This window comes from Ruminococcus sp. D54t1_190329_F1 (genome assembly GCF_015551645.1).
Taxonomy (GTDB): Bacteria; Bacillota; Clostridia; order Lachnospirales; family Lachnospiraceae; genus Blautia_A; species Blautia_A faecis.
In genome coordinates, this window is the sequence record NZ_JADNDC010000020.1 from 30,385 (window position 1) to 50,619 (window position 20,235).

At 44.5% G+C, this 20,235-nt stretch carries 15 protein-coding genes; all 15 read left to right on the forward strand.

The window, feature by feature from the left end:
* The first annotated feature begins 20 nt into the window (after positions 1-20).
* The 15 genes from I2D69_RS10745 (at position 21) to I2D69_RS10815 (ending at position 19,935) form a co-directional block, all read left to right on the forward strand.
* Positions 21-239, forward strand: coding sequence for a DpnD/PcfM family protein (locus I2D69_RS10745; RefSeq protein WP_195379891.1), 219 nt, complete (start codon positions 21-23; stop codon positions 237-239).
* Positions 236-604, forward strand: a complete 369-nt coding sequence (locus I2D69_RS10750) for a hypothetical protein (protein WP_055062784.1) — start codon at positions 236-238, stop codon at positions 602-604. The genes I2D69_RS10745 and I2D69_RS10750 overlap by 4 nt, the downstream gene beginning before the upstream one ends.
* A gap of 14 nt (positions 605-618) precedes the next feature.
* A complete protein-coding gene (locus I2D69_RS21060; RefSeq protein ID WP_195379892.1) occupies positions 619-8,202 on the forward strand; it encodes a helicase-related protein in 7,584 nt (2,527 codons plus the stop codon).
* A gap of 13 nt (positions 8,203-8,215) precedes the next feature.
* Complete coding sequence (locus I2D69_RS10760) at positions 8,216-8,833, forward strand: class D sortase (protein WP_154266621.1); 618 nt, start codon at positions 8,216-8,218, stop codon at positions 8,831-8,833.
* The gene (locus I2D69_RS10765; RefSeq protein ID WP_195379893.1) at positions 8,826-9,224 is read left to right on the forward strand and encodes a hypothetical protein; all 399 of its coding nucleotides are present in this window, start codon (positions 8,826-8,828) and stop codon (positions 9,222-9,224) included. The genes I2D69_RS10760 and I2D69_RS10765 overlap by 8 nt, the downstream gene beginning before the upstream one ends.
* 3 nt (positions 9,225-9,227) lie before the next feature.
* Positions 9,228-9,917: a SpoVG family protein gene (locus tag I2D69_RS10770; protein WP_195379894.1), complete on the forward strand. Its 690-nt coding sequence runs from the start codon at positions 9,228-9,230 to the stop codon at positions 9,915-9,917.
* Positions 9,918-9,977: 60 nt separating this feature from the next.
* A complete protein-coding gene (locus I2D69_RS10775; protein WP_195379895.1) occupies positions 9,978-10,898 on the forward strand; it encodes a DUF6674 family protein in 921 nt (306 codons plus the stop codon).
* Between the two features lie 179 nt (positions 10,899-11,077).
* Entirely contained in the window at positions 11,078-12,043 is a 966-nt protein-coding gene (locus I2D69_RS10780; RefSeq protein WP_138304174.1) for an AraC family transcriptional regulator, read from the forward strand.
* A gap of 141 nt (positions 12,044-12,184) precedes the next feature.
* Positions 12,185-12,781 carry an MptD family putative ECF transporter S component gene (locus tag I2D69_RS10785; protein WP_138304171.1) on the forward strand — a complete coding sequence of 199 codons (597 nt, stop codon included), beginning with the start codon at positions 12,185-12,187 and terminating at the stop codon, positions 12,779-12,781.
* Complete coding sequence (locus tag I2D69_RS10790) at positions 12,781-13,533, forward strand: energy-coupling factor transporter transmembrane component T (RefSeq protein ID WP_008395312.1); 753 nt, start codon at positions 12,781-12,783, stop codon at positions 13,531-13,533. The genes I2D69_RS10785 and I2D69_RS10790 overlap by 1 nt, the downstream gene beginning before the upstream one ends.
* On the forward strand, positions 13,530-14,996 hold the full coding sequence (locus I2D69_RS10795; protein ID WP_195379896.1) for an energy-coupling factor ABC transporter ATP-binding protein: 1,467 nt from the start codon (positions 13,530-13,532) through the stop codon (positions 14,994-14,996). The genes I2D69_RS10790 and I2D69_RS10795 overlap by 4 nt, the downstream gene beginning before the upstream one ends.
* A 126-nt stretch (positions 14,997-15,122) precedes the next feature.
* Positions 15,123-16,907: an ABC transporter ATP-binding protein gene (locus I2D69_RS10800; RefSeq protein ID WP_138304167.1), complete on the forward strand. Its 1,785-nt coding sequence runs from the start codon at positions 15,123-15,125 to the stop codon at positions 16,905-16,907.
* A complete protein-coding gene (locus I2D69_RS10805; RefSeq protein ID WP_055941747.1) occupies positions 16,908-18,656 on the forward strand; it encodes an ABC transporter ATP-binding protein in 1,749 nt (582 codons plus the stop codon).
* A gap of 11 nt (positions 18,657-18,667) precedes the next feature.
* Positions 18,668-19,036, forward strand: a complete 369-nt coding sequence (locus tag I2D69_RS10810; RefSeq protein WP_008395306.1) for a metal-dependent transcriptional regulator — start codon at positions 18,668-18,670, stop codon at positions 19,034-19,036.
* 485 nt (positions 19,037-19,521) lie between these two features.
* Positions 19,522-19,935, forward strand: a complete 414-nt coding sequence (locus I2D69_RS10815; protein WP_044930365.1) for a sigma-70 family RNA polymerase sigma factor — start codon at positions 19,522-19,524, stop codon at positions 19,933-19,935.
* Positions 19,936-20,235 lie beyond the last annotated feature (300 nt).

Sequence of the window (20,235 nt, forward strand, 5' to 3'; positions counted from 1 at the left end):
TTTACGGGAGGCGATATCATATGGAACAGGAATTTGATGTTGAGATAAAGGAAGTGCTTTCACGAGTGCAGAAAGTAAAGGCAGAGTCGCTTGACGATGCCATCAATAAGGCAATGGATATGTATTATGCAGAGCAGATAGTCCTTGGAGCAGAGGACATGAAGGGAGTTGATTTCTCGCCATTCAGCGAAGGTCAGCTCCTTTCTTCATTAAAAGAAAACGGAGGAAGAACAAGATGAAAAGTGATTCAACAACAGTAATTAAGAACATGGAGTTTTTAGTAAAGGAACTTCATAAGGAGTGGGACAGATCGGGTGCTTCTAAGGCATCCGTTATTATTTCCCTTGAGGAAGTAGATGGTATCAATGATAAGTTAAAAGAGATTATCTATCAGACACAGAAGTCAGTCGATGAGGATGAGCTGACCTTTAAACAGAGCATTGCAAAGTCCAAGGAGTGCTATGTGCTTCTTCGTGTGGTGCGTAAGATTGCAAAGAAAAAGGATAAATGCGAAAAACAGGCAATCGACAATGAATTTGCAATCGAGCTGGATAAGGATGAGTTAAAGCTCTTTAAGGGATTGTTTGCAGAGATGTTTAAGTAGAGGAGGACAAAGGTATGGGCGTTGATATGAAGGTCAAAGCGATATACGATTCTGAGATTGGTAACATCACCAGATCAGAAAAGAACTGGAAAGATGTGTTAAAGGTCGCAGGTCAGTTATACCGCTATGAATTTGACAATATCGTTATGGTAACAGCGCAAAGACCTCCGGAAAAAAGCACACTCATGGCAGATTATGATACCTGGAAAAAGGTGGGAAGATATGTAAAGCGTGGTGCGAAAGGCTGCGCCATCTTCCCGTCTAGGGCACTGAATCCACGCATGAGGTATATCTTTGATATCAGTGATACCGGAGGGAAGAATGTTAAGCTGACATGGGACCTTGAGGGGGAGAATCTTAAGGATTATGTGGATTTTCTTGTGTCAGAAGGTCAGATTGAGCAGTACGATAACAGCGACAGGGAGTCTCTAAAAAATATATTAAAACAGTTTACAGGAACAGATGTTTGGCTTATAATAAAAGAAGAGTTCGGAGACCGAATGACCGAGCTTATGCAGCTATCAGGTAGTGTGATAAAGGAAGAAAGTAAGAAACGCAATGGCTTACAGCAGGAAATGGACATGGAGCAGCTTGTATATGCAAGTGTCATGTATGCTGTAGGGACGAGATGCGGATTTGACTTATCTGTGCAAGAACAGGATTTTAGTCAGATCGTAAATATTAAAGACGAAGAGATCATTTACCGTCTTGGTTCCATTGTATGCGATGTCTCCTGTAGTGTTCTTAGAGAATTTAGTCGTAACTTAAAGGCAATCGAGAGCGAAAGGAGAATTGGATATGTTAGAAGAAATGACTTACAAGGAAGTGGACGGACTGCTTTATCCACAGATAGAGATGCCGGACGAGACCGAGGAACTCATGAAGCTGGGCAAATACGGGAGGATGGCGATGAACTATCTAAAGGAGAACGAGCCGGCAAGATACAAGACGCTGATGAGATTCGGGAAGATGTACGAGAAGATGTCAGCGGTAGAGGAGGAAGCGAACCAGCTGTACGACCAGTTAGAGATGCAGTATATGGCGAAGCACAAGCCACAGAATCCGTCATCGACAATGGAGATGTGGAAGATAAGAGAGCAGGCGAGGATGCAGGCAGAGGAAGTGGTACTCCATCAGATAGTGATGCGATTCCACTAGAATCAGATGATACAGAACTGAATAGGGAACTTGATGAAATCAATTCATTGGGTGTTAGTAAGGAAGCCGAATATACGCAGGCTTCCTTTTTTTTCGACCAGAATGGGCAGGCAAGCATTGGCACCATTCATACTGAGGATGAAAACAATAATCAGTTTATGCGTCAGTTCGAGCAGGACAGAAAAGCTGCATTAGCAGGTAAATACAATTACCTGAATCCCAAAAAGTCTGCAACAGTACCAGGTGAGTATATCAAACAGGTGCTTATGAGAGGTACAGGTTTTATCGGTGGCAAGGGCAGGGTATGCAAGATTTTTGAAACAGAGATTGATGCAGGAACCAGAGCAAAGCGTATCAAAGCAGAGTATGGTCAGGGAGGTGCAGGCTGGCCGATTGACGGACTGGGACTGCACGGATATGACACATTTCATGGGAATGGACTGCGTTTTCAGTGGCGGGATGAGGATGGAGAGGTTGAAGGATATGTTTCTTGGAAAGATATCGAAAAAGAGCTTGGTGTCCTTATTCTTACAGGGGAATACCAGCCTGAGACACCTCGTATTGATGAGCTTGCGATGGACGGACTCCGTGAGGACGATGAGGTTATTGATGCCGAATATCAGGAAGTGGAACCGGAAGAAGCAGAATCAGAGATTGATGATTATGCAATACCGGATGAGCCGGAGAGCTATGCTTCTAACCGAACTGTAAAAGTAGCAAATTCGCATGAAGATGCACATGAGGAAAGTAATGAAGCATATGTATCTGCATATGGCATGACACCACAGGAAGCTGCCGATGAAGACCGCATGGTAACACAGGCAGAATATGGTGCCGAGATAGAAGCTGAAACATCTGAAAAAGATCCATCAGAGCTTCAGTATATTACACCGATTGATTATGCCAAGCGTATTGAGGAGCTTGATGAAGACCTGCGTGATGCGGCGGAGATTCTTGTAACAGATTGCAGCTGCTACACTCCGTTTAGGGCATTCCTTATGGATGTGGTGCAGTCTGATTTTGCATTTATACCCAATAAACTTGACCTTATCAGGGATATCGCATTAGGGACAGATAATGCAGAAAGAAAGGCATATTCCAACAATAAGTATGGTCTTGTGGAGTACTCAATCAGAAGCGGATATGTGAAGATCAGCTATAAGAACAGGAATGGTGTGCGTAAGGAAGGTGCACTTGACTGGCGTGAGTTATATGAAATCTTATCTTATATGGTAAAACAGCCATTTTACTGCGGAGAAGACCAGAAAAGGTATTATCAGGAGACAAAGCAGAAAGCTGACCGGGATAAGATGAATCCGGTCTATAAGAGATTCTTTGATATCGAGGATAGTGTAAAAGCCAATCGTCTTGAAACCAGGGAAAGAGCAATAGCGAATGGCTGGGATACCAAGATTGATGAGAATGGACATGTAGTTTCAGATGATGCGGCGCAGAAAAAGCACAACTTCCACTATAACCTCTGGGAAATGGAAAAAGGCGGAGCCAAGACCAGATACCAGTGGAATATGGATGCAATCCGCACTCTAAAGCAGATTGAATCAGGAAACAGGCTTGCCACACCGGAGGAGCAGAAAGTTCTGTCGAAGTTTGTCGGATGGGGCGGACTGTCACAGGCATTTGACGAGGAAAACGCAGGCTGGAGCAAAGAGTATGCAGAGCTGAAAGAACTTTTATCTGATGAGGAATACAGTGCTGCCAGGGCAACAGTAAATAACGCCTTTTACACTTCACCGGAGATTGCCATGTGCATAAATTCGGCACTTGTCCAGTTTGGTTTCAGAGGCGGCAATGTATTAGAGCCATCCATGGGTATCGGTAACTTTTTTGGAAGTATGCCGGAAACAGTGCATGAAGCAAAGCTGTATGGAGTGGAGCTTGACAGCATTTCGGGAAGAATCGCAAAGCAGCTTTATCAGAATGCCAATATCAGTATCACAGGATTTGAGAATACCACATATCCCGATAACTTCTTTGATGTGGTTGTCGGAAATGTGCCATTTGGAGATTATAAGGTATTTGATCCGAAGTACAACAAGTATAACTTCCGTATCCACGATTATTTCCTTGCAAAAGCACTTGACCAGGTAAGACCGGGAGGCATGGTTGCAGTAATTACCACAAAGGGAACTCTTGATAAGGCAAATCCTACTATCCGAAAGTATCTGGCTGAAAGGGCAGAGCTTGTGGGAGCGATAAGACTTCCGAATACTGCATTTAAAGATAATGCAGGAACCGAAGTGACAGCAGATATCCTGTTTTTGCAGAAGAGGGAGAGAAAGATTGATATTGAACCTGACTGGGTACACCTTGGTGTAACTGAGAATGGCATTGCAGTCAACTCTTATTTTGCAGAGCATCCGGAGATGATGCTTGGATCTATGGAATATGACACAAGGATTTACGGACAGGACAGCAGATATACAGTCTGTGTGAATAATGATGAGAACTTCAATATGTATGAGACTCTCAATAAGGCTATCGGTAATATCAAAGCCCAGATGACAGATTTTGAGAGAGTGGCAGATGAGTCGGAGCAGACGGAGGAAGTTATCCCGGCTGATCCGGATGTGAGAAACTACACTTACACATTTTTTGAAGGAAAACTCTATTACAGGGAAAATTCCGAGATGGTAAAAAAAGAAGTATCACAGACTGCCGAGGAGCGAATCCGAAGCCTTGATGAAATCAGACAGATAACAAGAGAGCTGATTGATATCCAGATGGATGGCTGCAGCGAGGAGGAGCTTTCTGATAAGCAGAGACTTCTTAATGTGAAATACGATGCCTTTATAAAGCAGTATGGAGCCATTACTTCAAAAGCAAACAGAATAGCATTCAGGGATGACAGCGATTATCCACTTCTTTGCAGTCTTGAGGAAGTAAACGAAGATGGGGAGGTGAAAAAAGCGGATATGTTTTATAAGCAGACGATTAAGGCAAAGACAGTCATAGACAGAGTGGAGACCGCTGTGGAAGCATTAAATGTATCCGTCAATGAATTTGGATATGTAAATCTTGCCTATATGCTTTCTATCTATGAGCCGGATATTACAAATGCAAAGGAAGAACTTGCAGAAAAGTCCGGACAGACAGTGGATGAGATAACGCTAAGTGATGATGCATTAGCAGAGCTTAGAAGGGCAGTCCTTGTGGAAGAGCTGGACGGACTGGTTTTCCTAAATCCAGACCGCTACAACGAGAACAATCCCGACATCGGCTGGGAGACAGCAGACGAGTATCTTTCGGGAAATGTGAGAGACAAACTTCGTGTAGCAAAGGCTATGGCGGCTGATACAGACAATCCGCAGGCAGAAAGATTTGCAGGAAATGTGGCAGCACTTGAAAAGGTGCAGCCGGAATGGATTGAAGCCTCGGATATTGATGTAAAGATTGGTACGACATGGATTGAGTCGCTTGATTATGAGCAGTTTATCTATGAGCTTCTCAATACACCAAGAAGAGCAAGGGCAGTCAGAAGCCAGTTTTACAATACAGGCATTCAGGTACACTTAAATAAGATGAGCATGGAATGGTTCATCGAGAATAAGAGCATGGATAAGCATTCAGTGGCAGCTACTAAGACTTATGGTACAAGCCGCATGGATGCTTATTCTATTTTTGAGGATACGCTGAATCTTAAAACTGTAACAGTAAGGGACAGGATTGATGACGGTGATGGCAAATATCATTACGAAGTCAATAAGAACGAGACAATGCTTGCAAGGGAAAAGCAGAACATGATCAGGGAGAAGTTCAAGGAGTGGCTGTTTGCAGAGCCGGAGCGTAGACAGAAGTATGTGGAGTATTACAACGAGACATTCAATAACATCCGTCTGCGTGAGTATGACGGAAGCCACTTACAGTTTCCGGGAATGAATCCGGCGATTGAGCTAAAGCCTCATCAGAAGAATGCGGTGGCAAGAATCCTTCTCGGAGGAAATACACTGCTTGCACACTGTGTCGGTGCCGGAAAGTCATTTGAGATGATGGCTGCCTGTATGGAGCAGAAGAGACTAGGACTTGCCAATAAGACAATCATGGTTGTTCCAAAGCCGCTTATCGGGCAGACTGCATCAGAGTTTTTAAGGCTTTATCCGTCAGCAAATATCTTAGTTGCCACAGAGCGTGATTTTGAAAAGAGCCGCAGGAAGCAGTTCGTATCAAGGATTGCAACAGGTGACTATGACTGTATCATCATGTCGCACTCGCAGTTTGAAAAAATCCCGATCTCAGCAGAGAGAAAGGAAAGAATGCTCAATGAGCAGATTGATGAAATCAGCTATGCGATTGATGAGATGAAGGAGCGTAACGGGGAGCGTTGGACTGTAAAACAGATGGAAAGCCAGAAGAAAAAGCTGGAGGAGCAGCTGAAATCCTTATCAGATGAGAGCAGGAAGGATGACCTTATAACCTTTGAGGAACTTGGTGTGGACTCTATCATGGTTGACGAAGCGCACAATTTTAAGAACCTTGCGATTTTTTCCAAGATGAATAATGTGTCAGGTATCAGCAGCAGTGGAGCGAAGAAGTCAACGGATATGCAGCTTAAATGCCAGTATTTGTCTGAGATAAATGATGGCAGAGGCATTGTGTTTGCGACAGGTACGCCAATATCCAATACCATGTGTGAGATGTATGTCATGCAGCTTTACTTACAGAAAGCGGCACTTGAAGAGATGGGGATTTATCACTTTGATTCCTGGGCAGCGAACTTTGGTGAAGTGACAACAGCACTGGAGCTTACTGTAGAGGGAAGCGGTTTCCGTTTTAAAAGCAGATTCAATAAGTTTACGAATCTGCCGGAGCTTATGAATATCTTTCGTGAAGTAGCAGATGTGCAGACCGCAGACATGCTTGACCTTGATGTGCCGGCTCTTCGTGGCGGCAAGCCTATCATAGTGGAGTCAGAGCCTGACTGGTATGTAAAGCAGGTTATGGAAGACTTTGTTGTGAGGGCAGAGCGTATCAGAGGTGGTGGAGTTGATCCAAGTGTGGACAACTTCCTAAAGATTACTCATGAGGCAAGATTACTCGGAACAGATGCAAGGCTGATTGATAAGGACGCACCAAATAATCCAGATGGAAAGCTCAATAAGGTAGCGGAGAATGTATGGAAAGAATATGAGAAAGGAAATGCCAACGGTCATATAGGCTGCCAGCTTATTTTTTCGGATATCGGCACACCGGGACCGGATAAGGATTTTACCATCTACGATTATCTGAAGGAAACACTGATACAGTATGGTATTCCGGCAGAGGAGATAGCATTTATCCATGATGCAAAGACCGACGCACAGAGGGATGCACTATTTAAGGAAATGAGAACAGGTAAGAAAAAAGTGCTTATAGGTTCTACAGATAAATGTGGTACTGGCGTTAATGTTCAGACACATCTGGTTGCAATGCATCATGTGGACTGTCCTTGGAAGCCAAGCTCCATTGAACAGAGGGAAGGACGAGGCATCAGGCAGGGCAACGAAAATGAAGAGGTGGCAATCTATAGATATGTCACCAAAGGAACTTTTGATGCATACAACTGGTCGCTTGTTGAAAATAAGCAGCGATTCATCAGTCAGGTCATGACAAGCAAGGCTGTAAGCCGAAGCTGTGAGGATATCGATGAGGCAACACTTTCCTATGCAGAGATTAAAGCGGTTGCCACAGGCAATCCTTTAATCAAGGAAAAGATGGAGATTGACAATGATGTCCAGAGATTAAAGCTCTTAAAGGCATCCTATGACAATCAGAGATATGGATTGCAGGATAACTTTATGATTAAGTACCCGAAGCTTATTAAGACAGCAACAGAAAAGCTTGCCAATGTAAGAGAGGATGTAAAGGCAAGGGATAAAGAGCTGATTGATAATCCGGAATTTGCCATTACCATAGGCAAAGCGACTTACACAGAGCGTGTGGATGGCGGAACGATGATGCTTGAAGCAATCAGTAAATGTAAGACCGGAGAGACAACTGCAATCGGCAAGTTCCATGGATTTGAGCTGCTTGTGGAAAAGAACTTCCTTGGCATCAATTATATGGTGCTTCGTGGAAAGACTGAGTACAAGGCAGAACTTTCCACAAGTCCTGTCGGCAGCATGGTAAAGCTGGAAAACCTGTTCAATGGACTCCATGAGAACATTGATTTCTTGGAAAAGAAGATTGAGCAGTACCAGAATGACCTTGAAGCATCAAAGGCAGAGTATGACAAGCCATTTGCGTACAATGAGGAACTGAATGAGAAGCTGGCTAGGCAGTGTGAACTGAATGCCCAGCTTGACCTTGAGAACGCAAAGGCTGTGGATGCAGACCTGAGCGGACCGGAGGAAGAAAGAGAAGCTGATGACAGAATGGAATCTGCAGCAATTGTTGCAGAGGATAAAGGTGCTTATCAAGCGGACAGAGAGGGCAGAACACGATAGGAGAGTGAATAATATGAGCATAAGAAAAGTGGTCGCAGGACTACTGATTACAGCGGGGATTGCCATTATGGCAGTCCCTTTTTTCTGGCGGGCAACCGGAGAAAAACAGACAGAACAGCTCATAAGTGAATTTGAGCAGACATTGGAGGATGATTACGATGAAGAAACAGATGTGGAGGAAGAGCAAACCTCCATTAGTAAAGAGGATGAAGCCATTCTTAAAGAAGGCGGTGTTATCGGCATCATTGAGATATCGGGCTTAGATATCAGGTATCCGGTAATGGAAGGAACCACAAGTAAAGTACTTAATGCCGGGATTGGTCATATAGAAGAAACAGCAGGAATCGGTGAGAGTGGCAACTGTGTATTGTGCGGTCACAACGGCAGCAGATATGGCACATTTTTTACACCACTAAGTCAGATATCCATAGGCGATGAAGTGATGATAACCGACAAAAATGGGCTGAAGCATATCTATGAGGTAACAGAGACAGAGGTAGTAAATCCGTATGATAACAGCATCAAGACACAGGGCAATGAAAAAGAACTAACTCTTTTTACCTGTTCCCAGAAAGGAAGCATGCGTTTTGTGGTCAGATGCATTTATAAGGAGGTGGTGATGGATGAATAAGAGATATCGGCTAGGTGATATAGAAGAGGCAGTATCGGAGATGGAAGAGCTAATCGACATAGAGGATGATATTGCTGAGATTGATGATGACTTTCAGATAGTCGTAAGCGGCTGGTCTGTGTATGTCGAAAGCCTGAATCTGACACTCAGACAGGGGATAGCCTGTGTATGGGATGATGAGGAAGGATTATTTATGCCTGATTTTGATGTGACTATTGTATATGAGGGGAACATCGAAACACAGGAGTGGCTCTATTACGAGCAGGACGGAATGGTTGTTACACTTGGCAACTGGCTTAATGGCAGATTGTCTTGTGAACAGATAGAACAGCTTTGGTGTGAGCTTATCATACCGGAGCAAAACAAAGAACAAAAAGAAAGCGAGGAATAGCATATGAAGTATTCAATTAAAGTAAACGAAGTAAGAGCAAAAGAGGGCAGCAACATCAAAGGATTTGCAACAGTAGTATTCGGTGATTCATTTAAGATTACCAATATTGCAATCCTTGAGAATAAGGACAAGGGAGAGCTTTTCGTATCAATGCCAAGATACCGCTCCAATGAGCGTGATGAAAGCAACGGTGTGATCTATAAGGATGTGTGCAATCCTATCACAGCAGAGTTTCGAGAGGAACTCTATACCAATATCCTTGATACCTATGCAAGAATTAAGGAACCGGAGAAAGAGGAGACACAGAAGCAGGAGCGTACACAGGAAATGCCGGAGTTTTCCGTAACTGTGACACCTTATGAGAGGGAAGGCAGTAACATCAAGGGACTTGCACGCATTTATTTTGAAAACAGTTTCATCGTAAATAATATCAATATCGTGCAGGGTAAAGAGAAAATCTTTGTATCAATGCCTTCTTATAAGACAAAGCAGGTGGATGAGCAGGGTAAGCCAATCTATCAGGATGTCTGCTATCCGGTCACAAAGGATTTCAGGGAAAAACTCTACAATGAGATTATCTCTGAATATGAGAAAGCAAAGGATAAGAGCAACGAAAAGGCGAGGGAGAGTGCCGAGAAACATCATGGCAATCCCGATAAAGAGAAGGACAAAGAGGCAACGCCCTTTCGATAATTAGTAATCATGTTACAGGGGCGGCCAAGGCTGCCCCATTTACAGAATGGAGGAAACAGAATGGATATAGAAGCAGGAAAAACACTTACCAATGAGGAGGTTATAAGGGAACTTCTCGACTTATTAAAGAAGAATGCCATGAAAGAGCAGGCAAATGATGTATTTGAGATATGCAGCTATGTGGATGGACTGGAGAAAAAGATTGATTCCATGACGGAAGAACTCACCAATATGCAGAATCAGATCAAAGAAATGCAGGAGGATACCCTTGTCAATAATACTAAAAAGGCATTGTCGGAAGCACAGGAGCGACTTAATGCCAGATGTGAGCAGATAAAATCACAGGTGTTTCAGGTGAAAGTGCAGGTGAAATATACTGCAAAAAGCATTGTAGATGAAGCAAAGGTAAAAGGCAGAGAAGCATTATACAGAGTATCAGAGTTCTTAGAAATAAAGAATAAACTTCTTAATATCCGGGAGAATGTACGAGGAGCAATCAGAACTACGGATAAGGATATAGCTAAAACTGCATTTCTTGGAAAAGGACTTCGTGAGGCAGGACAGACAGCAGCCAATGTATTCCGTACTTTTGCGGATAAGCCGGAAGTGGATTATTCTCAGAAAGAGCAGAAGCATATGATAACAAAAGCGGTGCTTGCTCCGATGAAAGCGGTAAAGCATACGCTTTTATCAATGGAGCTTCATCTGGATGCTTCGATTGATAAGCTGGATAATCTGGCTATGAATGTGCAGATTGATAAGGAAAAGCATATGGAGAATGCTAAGGTGCAGGAACAGACGGAACCGGAGAGGGCAGAAGCTGAGCGAGTGGAAGCAGAGATTGTATATTCACCGATGGTCGCTGAACCGCAGGAGTATCAGTATAATGCAGATGCATTTGAAAATTATTTGAGAGATAATGCTGCAAATGATAATAAGAACAAAGAAATAATAATGCAAAAGGATAAAAATGTACGATGAGTAGGCATAATTCGTAAATTAATTGCCACTACGTTTTTGAAATAGCATTGAAGTGGTATCTACGATGTTTTGATGTGAAATGGATTCTGCGGTATACACAAGGAATACAAATTGACTTTTCCAGGTTGGTGTTGTAAACTATGATTAGCATTGACTAACCATAAGGAGGGCGCTCATACATGACAAATCAATACATGAATAATCTTTATCGTGATCTGCTCTCTAATTCACCGCAGACGATCACCATAGATATTCCGGCAGACATGGGAACCGGTCAGATTTCGCAGATCGTCACGAAACAGGGAGCAGTTGTTTCAGACTGGAGAATGAATTACTTTTCGGATATGAACGTGCAGGGAGTGAGCAGTGAAGAATACATACAAATGCTGTTCTGCTTCAATGACGGTGTTTCCTGGAATATTGCAGACAACCGGCAAAGTGCCAGCATACAAAAGGGTGAATCCTGTATTTATCGCGGCCACGGGAAAATGGAATATATGTGCTATTCTAAAAAGAGCGATTTCCTTTTCAAAAATGTGAAAATACCTCTATCCTATTTCTATAAGATTCTGAATGACTACTTTGAGGCTGGTGAGATCGAGGTCTATCGGAAAAAATTATTGGACGGCATATCAAAGGTGAATATCACGCCCTATATGGAACACATTTTTGCGGAGCTGCAAGACTTCACGCAATATCGTGGCGGGTTGGGATACCTGTTTCTGGAAAGCAAGGTCTTTGAGCTGCTATCGGTATATTTGAGCGAGGTCCTGGAGCTGAGTATTCTCGCGTCAACCTACGTTGCAATTTCCAGAAGTGACCGAGATTCCATCATAGAGGCAAAGCGAATTATTGACAGCCAGCTTGCCCTGGCTCCGAGCTGCGAGGAATTGGCGCGGCAGGTCAATATCAGCACTTCAAAATTGACGAAGGGCTTTTCCTCCCTGTTCGGAACATCGGTTCATGCGTATGTCATCGACCAGCGGTTAGAAAAGGCGGCAAGCCTGCTGTTAGAAAGTAATTTGAATGTCAGCCAGGTGGCTATACTGGTGGGATATTCAAAAGCGAGCAATTTCGCAGCGGCGTTCAAAAGGAAATACGGAGTGAATCCGAAAAACTATAAAGCAGAAGCTACGATTGGATAAACGCAAAAATACTGATTTTGGGTAGAATAAAATTGGTTTTGGGTTGGAATCGTGGGTGCAAATTGTTATTATATGTGGTGTGGTTAGAAGAAGCTAACCACACCACATTTTCATTTTCTCAGAGATAAGGAGGATACTGGTATGAGTTCCCAGAAAAAAAGTTCCCGGCTTGAGGGAAAAGATTTAATTACTATCGGCATCTACACCGTCATCTATGTCGTGATTGTTATGCTGGTGGCGATGCTTGGCTTCATCCCCATTTTTATTCCGCTGATGGCGGTGCTGTGCCCTTTGATTGGCGGCATCCCCTATATGCTGTATGTTACAAAGGCTAAAAAATTCGGGATGACTGCAATCATGGGTTTCCTGATTGGCCTAATCATGGTGTTCTTCGGCAACGGCTATCTTACCATGGTAACTGGTCTCGTTGGCGGCCTGTTGGCCGACGTGATCCTGAAAAAGGCGGACTACAAAAGTGCAAAGAGTACAGTTCTTTCCTGCGGTGTGTTCAGCATCTGGGTGTTTGGCAACTTTGCTCCCATTTTCCTGAACCGTGAAAGCTATATGGTAATGTTGACTGAAGGATACGGCGCTGAATATGCAGCTACCCTTAATACATATATGCCTATGTGGATTGCGCCTATTCTGCTGGTTGCCTGCTTTGCGTTTGGCCTTGTCGGAGGTATGATTGGGAAAGCCATTTGCAAAAAGCACTTCCAGCGTGCCGGTATTGCATAATGGCGCGGGAAATTCTGCTCAGCAAAAAAACAGAACAAGGGTTACGGCTCGATCCGCGTACAAAACTGTTGCTCATCTTCATCATAAGCATTTTTGTCATGGGCGGAACAGGCGGAGAAGCTATGGGGCTGATCCGCCTTGCTCTTTGTACGGTTCCGGCTATATTGCTGCTTACCTCGAAGCAATGTGTAAAAGCTGTGGGCTATATTGCTGTGTTTTCTGCTTTTTATGCTGTTCAAATTTATGTTTTGCCGCACCTTACGGGGATATTGAATTTCCTCGTTCTGTTTACAACCGGATTCTTCTGCCGAATCCTTCCCAGTGTTGCGATTGCTGCCTATGCAGTGAAAACAACAACGGTCAGTGAATTGATTTCCGGCATGGAAAGAATCCATATGCCTAAAGAAGTGACGATCCCCTTAACGGTCATGTTCCGCTTCTTTCCAACTGTCTTTCAGGAGTCAGAAGCAATCAGTGACGCTATGAAAATGCGTGGGATTAAACTTGGAGGGAAAAAATCTTCAAAAATATTGGAGTATAAGCTGATCCCGATGATTACCTGCTCCGTGAAAATCGGTGAGGAACTTTCCGCTGCGGCAATTACCCGTGGCCTCGGCGCTCCTGTCAAACGCACAAACATTTGCCAGCTTAAATTCAATTTTGCCGATGTGGTTCTGATCTTGTTTTGTTGCTTTGTAGTGTTTTGGGCGATTGCTTCCCCGATAATTTCCGCAGGAGGGATTTTGCCATGATAGATTTTCAAAATGTTTCTTTTTCTTATGGTGAAGAATCCAGCGGCGGAGGGATTAGAAATGTCAATCTCACCATAAACACAGGGGAATTTGTTTTACTCACGGGAGAATCCGGCTGTGGGAAAACAACGATTACCCGTTTGGTAAACGGGCTGGTGCCTCATTATTACGAGGGCAATTTAGAGGGCGATGTCCTTCTGGACGGAAAAAGCGTATCAGATACGCCGCTTTATGAATTGGCTGCTATGGTGGGATCTGTATTCCAGAATCCCAAAAGTCAGTTTTTCAACGTGGATACGGATAGTGAATTAGCCTTTGCTTGTGAAAATTTAGGCTATCCTCAGGAGGATATCCTGAAAAGGATTGACCGGACAGTTTCCGATTATCATATTGAAGATTTGATGGGGCGAAGCGTGTTTGCTCTGTCCGGAGGCGAAAAGCAAAAAATAGCCTGTGCTTCATCAAGTGTATTGCTGCCGGGAATTATGGTCCTGGACGAACCATCTTCTAATTTGGATATGGCTGCTATTGATGACCTGCGGCAGGTCCTGAGCCTCTGGAAAAAGCAGGGCAAAACAATTCTGATTGCAGAACACCGCCTCTACTACCTTCACGATCTTGCAGATCGTGTGCTGTATGTAAAAGATGGGGAGATTGAACGGGAATACACGCCTGCTGAATTTGACAGCTTATCGGATGGCACTCGAAAAGAAATGGGGCTGCGGCCGTTTTCTCTCTCGAAGTTGAAGCCTGCGAATCAGTATCAGGCGCATACAGCTAAACATATGGAATTTCAAAATTTTTGCTTTGCGTATAAAAAGCGGGAACCGGAAAGTCTCCATATTCCGAGTGCAGAACTGCCTGTTGGAGAAACGATTGCCATTATCGGTCTGAATGGCGCTGGAAAATCTACTCTGGCCCGCTGTATTTGCGGACTGGAAAAGAAGTGTGGCTTTTTGCAGGTTGCCGGGAAAACCCTTGATTGGAAAGCCCGGCTCAAACATTGCTACATGGTAATGCAGGATACCAGCCATCAGCTATTTACCGAAAGCGTGGCGGATGAAGTGCTTCTGAGCATGGACAACAAGGATGAAACTGTTGTGGATAAAGTCCTTAAACAGTTTGATCTGCTGGAATATAAAGACAGGCACCCGCTTTCTCTTTCTGGCGGGCAAAAACAGCGGGTAGCGATTGCGTCTGCCATTGTGAGTAACCGGGAGATCATTGTGTTTGACGAACCAACAAGCGGGCTTGATCTCAAACATATGCGGGAAGTTGCGCGGAGTTTGAAGTCACTCGCGGATCAGGGCAAAACGCTTCTTGTTATTACGCATGATCCGGAGTTGGTGATGGCGGGATGTTCGTATGTAGTCCATATGGAAAAAGGGCAAGTAAAAGAAAGCTATCCATTGGACGAATCCGGCAGTAAAAAGGTTTTGGATTTTTTCCGAATCCGCCAGTGAATTTTAGAAATTATGAATGTCAGGGCCGCCTTGACTGGACAGAAAGATAATGATAAGAGGCCGCTTTACTTTGGCGGCCTCTTGTTTTTGAAGCACAGACAGTACGGCTCAATATAAGGAGGGCTTATGTTCAAAAAAATCTTTGAGTACGCAGGGCCATATAAGAAAAATATGTATGTGGCCACGGTTGTCGTACTGGTCAGCGTTCTTATGGGCATCCTGCCTTTTGTGCTGGCCTATCAGGTCATTTCGCCATTGGTTATTGGCGATTCTGTTGAAACAGAATTTGTTTTATTCCGTGTTATAGGGGTTTTGATCTGTCTTGTTTTGCAGGCGTTTTTTTATGGATGGGGATTATCAATTTCTCATAAAGCAGCATATAACACATTGTTCCGGCTGCGGGTATCTCTGCAAAAGAAGTTTGAGAAACTTCCCCTTGGCATTGTGGAGGAAAAAGGGACAGGGACAATCAAAAAGCTGTTTGTCGATGATGTGGACAGCTTGGAATTGCTCCTTGCTCATTCAGTCCCGGAGGGTATCGCAAATTTACTGATCCCGCTGATGATTTATGTTGCTATGTTTTGTGCGGACTGGAAACTGGCTCTTATGTCTTTGGCCTCTATCCCGATCAGCCTGCTCTCCATGGTCATTATGTACTCTGTTGGAATGAAGCGCATGGGTCCCTACTATCAGTCTGCACAGAAAATGAACAACACGATCATTGAGTACATCAATGGTATGGAGGTTGTCAAGGTTTTCAACCGGGAGAGTGAATCTTACGAGAACTTCCGCAAGGATGTAACGGACTATCGGGATTATACCTTGGCATGGTATAAGGCCGCCTGGCCCTGGATGGCGATATACGGAAGTCTACTGCCCTGCACTGTTATTCTGACTTTGCCTCTTGGGGCATGGTTTGTTCTCTGTGGCATAAGCACTTTACCTGATTTGATTTTAGTCCTCTGCCTTTCCCTCAGCATTGGGATTCCTCTCCTGAAAGCACTGGGCTTTATGGAGACGATTCCGAATCTGAATTATAAGATCACGGCACTTGAACAGATGTTAAATACGGCACCGCTGCAAGCTGCTGAGGATGATTTCCACGGACAGGATTTTAACATTTCTTACGATCATGTTTCCTTTGCGTATCAGACGACACAGCCTGGCCCAGATGGGAAACCGATAATAGCGGAAAACGAAGTCCTCCACGATATTACCTTTGTGGCACAAGCAGGACAAAAAACTGCCCTAGTTGGTGAATCCGGTTCTGGCAAGAGCACCCTTGCAAAACTGTTGATCCACTACTATGACCCGCAGAAAGGGAGCATTTCCATTGGCGGGCAGAAACTTTGTGATATGAGCCTGGAGACATTGAACAGCCGCATTTCCTATGTGGCTCAGGATCAGTACCTGTTTAACACCTCCCTGCTGGAAAATATCCGTCTTGGACGTTTGGATGCTACCGATGAGGAAGTAATGCAGGCGGCGAAGAAAGCCCAGTGTATGGAGTTTCTGGAAAAGCTGCCGCAAGGTATTCACTCCATGGCGGGCGATGCGGGGAAAATGCTTTCCGGGGGGCAGCGCCAGCGGATTTCCCTGGCGCGGGCAATATTGAAGGATGCCCCGATTGTAGTGCTTGACGAGGCCACGGCCTATGCTGATCCAGAAAATGAGGAAAAAATGGAGGCTGCTATTGCGGAGCTGGTGGAGGGAAAAACCTTGGTAGTTATCGCTCACAAACTTCCCGCTATAATGAACGCAGATCAAATATGCGTTATGGATCACGGAAAGATGGTGGCAACCGGAAAACATCAGGAGTTGATTCAAGCTTGCCCAGAATACCAAAAGTTGTGGAAAGCGGCTCAGGACAGCACCGAGTGGAAAGTATCTACTGCAAAGGAGGGAAGATAAATGTTTGCATTGATTTCAAGAATCCTGAACCTCTCCGGGAGGTATAAAAGCCGTATTCAGGCTGCATTTCTATGTGCATTTGTCGAGTCCATTCTCTCCAAAATGCCGATCTTCATGGCGTTTATCGTCTTGGCCGGGTTTGCTGATAATACGCTGACTGGAAAGACCTGTCTGTTTGTCGGACTTGGATTATTAGCTGTTGTAGTGGTTCAGACAGTGGTTCACTATTTGAGCGACCGTCTGCAAAGTGCCGCTGGATTTATGATCTTTGCTGATAAACGGATGGAGTTGGGAAATCATTTAAGAAAAATGCCGATGGGTTACTTTACATCGGGGAATATTGGCAAAATCAGCTCTGTTCTCAGTACGGATATGGTATTCATTGAGGAAGTTTCTATGAGTACCATTGGCAACATGATGAGCTATATGCTGTCTACTTTGGTTTTAGCTGTTTTTATGTTCGTACTGGATTGGAGACTTGGGCTGATTGCGGTAATCATTACCTTGCTGGCATCACTGGTTGCAAAATATATGAATAAGGTTTCCTTCAAGGAGGCTGTCGGGCGTCAAAACCAAAGCGAGAATTTGACGGATGCGGTCTTGTCTTTTGCTGAAGGAATTGGGGTTATCAAAAGTTACAATCTGCTCGGAGAAAAATCTGACGAATTAACGGAAAACTTCAAAAAATCAAGGGATGTCAATACGAAGTTTGAGCAGAAAATGACACCGTGGACCACTGGCTTAAACATTCTCTATGGCGTGGGTATTGCCGCTATCTTCGGTTTATCCGTTTTTTTACATCAGGAAGGCGTACTCTCCCTGGCTTATCTTTTGGGCGTGCTGCTGTTTGTCTTTGATCTCTTTGGACCTCTGAAAGCTCTTTATGGAGAAGCAACCCGACTGACCGTGATGAATGCCGCATTAGACCGCATTGAAGCTGTTTTGGACGAGCCCGAACTTCCCGATAACGGAAATCAACATATTCTGTCACAGGCACAGCCAGATCAGCCAGAAGTACAATTTAGCGATGTGGGCTTCGCCTATCAGGACAAGGAAGTCCTGCACAACATCAGCTTCTCTATGCAGAAGAATACCATGACCGCACTTGTGGGACCGTCTGGCGGTGGCAAATCCACGATTGCGAACCTTCTGGCGCGGCTGTGGGATGTGAAATCCGGCAAAGTGACAATCCGCGGTACAGATATTCGGGATATACCTCTCGCCGAACTGATGGAACAGATCAGCATGGTTTTCCAAAGGGTGTACTTGTTCCAGGATACCATTTACAACAATATCAGCATGGGTAAACCGGACGCTACCGAGGAAGAAGTCTATGAGGCTGCAAAAAAAGCCCGCTGCTATGATTTTATCATGGCGCTGCCAGATGGATTCCAGACAGTCATAGGTGAAGGCGGCGCTACTCTGTCCGGCGGCGAAAAGCAAAGAATCTCTATCGCCCGATGCATTTTGAAGGACGCACCGATTGTCATTCTGGATGAAGCGACTGCAAGTGTTGATACCGATAATGAAAGCTATATCCAGGAGGCAATCAATGAGCTGGTAAAGGGTAAAACATTACTTGTGATTGCACACCGCCTGAATACCATCCGTCAGGCAGATCAGATTTTGGTGATCTCTGATGGACGGATCAGCGAACAGGGAACCCATGACGAGCTTATGGCAAAAGCCGGGATTTATCAGGATTTTGTAAATATCCGTAAAAAGGCTTCCGGCTGGAGCCTTGCATAAAGGAGGAACCGATGAAGATTCATGCGTCCGGGGAGGATTATCTGGAGGCTGTGCTGATTCTTCAAAAGAAGCAGGGCATGGTCCGCTCCATTGATCTTGCTCGGCACATGGGCTTTTCAAAGCCGAGTATCAGTCATGCGGTGGGCGTTCTGCGGGATGGCGGCTTTCTGACAATGGACGAGGATGGATTTCTCCACCTGACCGATATAGGCCGGGAGGTGGCAGAGAAAATCTATGAACGCCATCAATTCTTTACGGAGCAGCTTGTGGCTGCTGGCGTAGACAGAGAAACGGCGGAGCAGGACGCTTGCCGGATAGAACATGTAATCAGTGATACATCCTTTCAGAAGTTAAAGGAAAAAATGCGGGGAACCGATTAGCGCACACCGGCTCCGCTCTGCATAATAAGTTATCTGCCCCGTCCGGGGAAAGAAAAAAACCGTTGACTGGGGCAGATAATTTCGTGCGCTATTTTAAGGTTTGAACTCAATCGGCGGTTTTGAAGGACAATTTCAGAGCCGCCGTTTCTTTGCGTTTACACAAACTAATGACGACTTGCAGGGACACGGTAGCCGCTTGGAGGTTATTTGCCGTGTCTCTTTTGCTTTTTCAAAGCTCCCATGATCTACATCAATTAAAAAAAGCATTGCCCCTCCTCCGGGCAAGTATAGCATTGCATCGGCATTATCGTTCCATGTGATTCAGCATAATAATGACTGTTCTTGTTGCGCCAGTTTCCCATTGTGTGGAGCTGGCGCTTTTTGCTGTCGATTTTTCGGGAAAGTTCCCGAAGTACGTCGCTGCCGTTCCCCACCTCCATTCGATTCACCCGTCAATCACCCGTGAATCGAAATGGAGGTACATAATGAAGAAAATTAACCTTCGGGAGCTTTATCCTGATGTTTATACAACAGACTTTTTTGTAGATGTGACAGAGGAAGTAATGGAGACTATTCGAGCAGCTGAACGTGCGGAGGCTGCGTATGAGCGAAAGATGTATCGTTATAAAGCACAGTATTCTCTGGATTGCGAGAATGGCATTGAAAATGCAGTGCTGTTGAAGCCGCAGACACCGGAGATGCTTCTGGAGGAAAAACAGTTTCAGGAGCAGGTCTATGCCGCTGTGATGAAGCTGCCGGAGAAACAGGCAAAGCGAATTTATGCCCGATACTATCTGGGAATGACGGTAAATGAAATTGCCGAAGTAGAAGGTGTAGATTCAAGCCGTGTTCGAGACAGTATCCGCCGTGGCTTAAAGCAGCTCGGAAAATATTTTTGATAAAGTTTCATTTGATGCGCCTGTTTTTTGCTTTTTTTGTCAGTGTTAATAAGAAGGACAAGTTTTCCTCCTTCATCAAGTACATTGACAATCGAATAGGGAGGCTAGCAGTTTTATCCGCTCATCTATGAGCCGTTTTTTATTCTCTGTGACATAAAAATTCATCTGGATATTCCGTTTCCGGTTCGCCATGCGCTGCCTCCATTCTTCATAAGAGTTTGAGATTATCTCAACAAACATTTTTCATTTTCGGTCAAGAGATCTGAAAATACGAAAAATCGCAAGCGGGTACTCGCTTGC

What these genes read in the sequence shown, in the direction of transcription:
- I2D69_RS10790 (WP_008395312.1), top strand. Translation starts at nt 12,781, where the DNA reads ATGGCGCGGGAAATTCTGCTCAGCAAAAAAACAGAACAAGGGTTACGG.
- I2D69_RS10795 (WP_195379896.1), top strand. Translation starts at nt 13,530, where the DNA reads ATGATAGATTTTCAAAATGTTTCTTTTTCTTATGGTGAAGAATCCAGC.
- I2D69_RS10745 (WP_195379891.1), top strand. Translation starts at nt 21, where the DNA reads ATGGAACAGGAATTTGATGTTGAGATAAAGGAAGTGCTTTCACGAGTG.
- I2D69_RS10805 (WP_055941747.1), top strand. Translation starts at nt 16,908, where the DNA reads ATGTTTGCATTGATTTCAAGAATCCTGAACCTCTCCGGGAGGTATAAA.
- I2D69_RS10770 (WP_195379894.1), top strand. Translation starts at nt 9,228, where the DNA reads ATGAAGTATTCAATTAAAGTAAACGAAGTAAGAGCAAAAGAGGGCAGC.
- I2D69_RS10800 (WP_138304167.1), top strand. Translation starts at nt 15,123, where the DNA reads ATGTTCAAAAAAATCTTTGAGTACGCAGGGCCATATAAGAAAAATATG.
- I2D69_RS10815 (WP_044930365.1), top strand. Translation starts at nt 19,522, where the DNA reads ATGAAGAAAATTAACCTTCGGGAGCTTTATCCTGATGTTTATACAACA.
- I2D69_RS10785 (WP_138304171.1), top strand. Translation starts at nt 12,185, where the DNA reads ATGAGTTCCCAGAAAAAAAGTTCCCGGCTTGAGGGAAAAGATTTAATT.
- I2D69_RS21060 (WP_195379892.1), top strand. Translation starts at nt 619, where the DNA reads ATGGGCGTTGATATGAAGGTCAAAGCGATATACGATTCTGAGATTGGT.
- I2D69_RS10780 (WP_138304174.1), top strand. Translation starts at nt 11,078, where the DNA reads ATGACAAATCAATACATGAATAATCTTTATCGTGATCTGCTCTCTAAT.
- I2D69_RS10775 (WP_195379895.1), top strand. Translation starts at nt 9,978, where the DNA reads ATGGATATAGAAGCAGGAAAAACACTTACCAATGAGGAGGTTATAAGG.
- I2D69_RS10750 (WP_055062784.1), top strand. Translation starts at nt 236, where the DNA reads ATGAAAAGTGATTCAACAACAGTAATTAAGAACATGGAGTTTTTAGTA.
- I2D69_RS10810 (WP_008395306.1), top strand. Translation starts at nt 18,668, where the DNA reads ATGAAGATTCATGCGTCCGGGGAGGATTATCTGGAGGCTGTGCTGATT.
- I2D69_RS10765 (WP_195379893.1), top strand. Translation starts at nt 8,826, where the DNA reads ATGAATAAGAGATATCGGCTAGGTGATATAGAAGAGGCAGTATCGGAG.
- I2D69_RS10760 (WP_154266621.1), top strand. Translation starts at nt 8,216, where the DNA reads ATGAGCATAAGAAAAGTGGTCGCAGGACTACTGATTACAGCGGGGATT.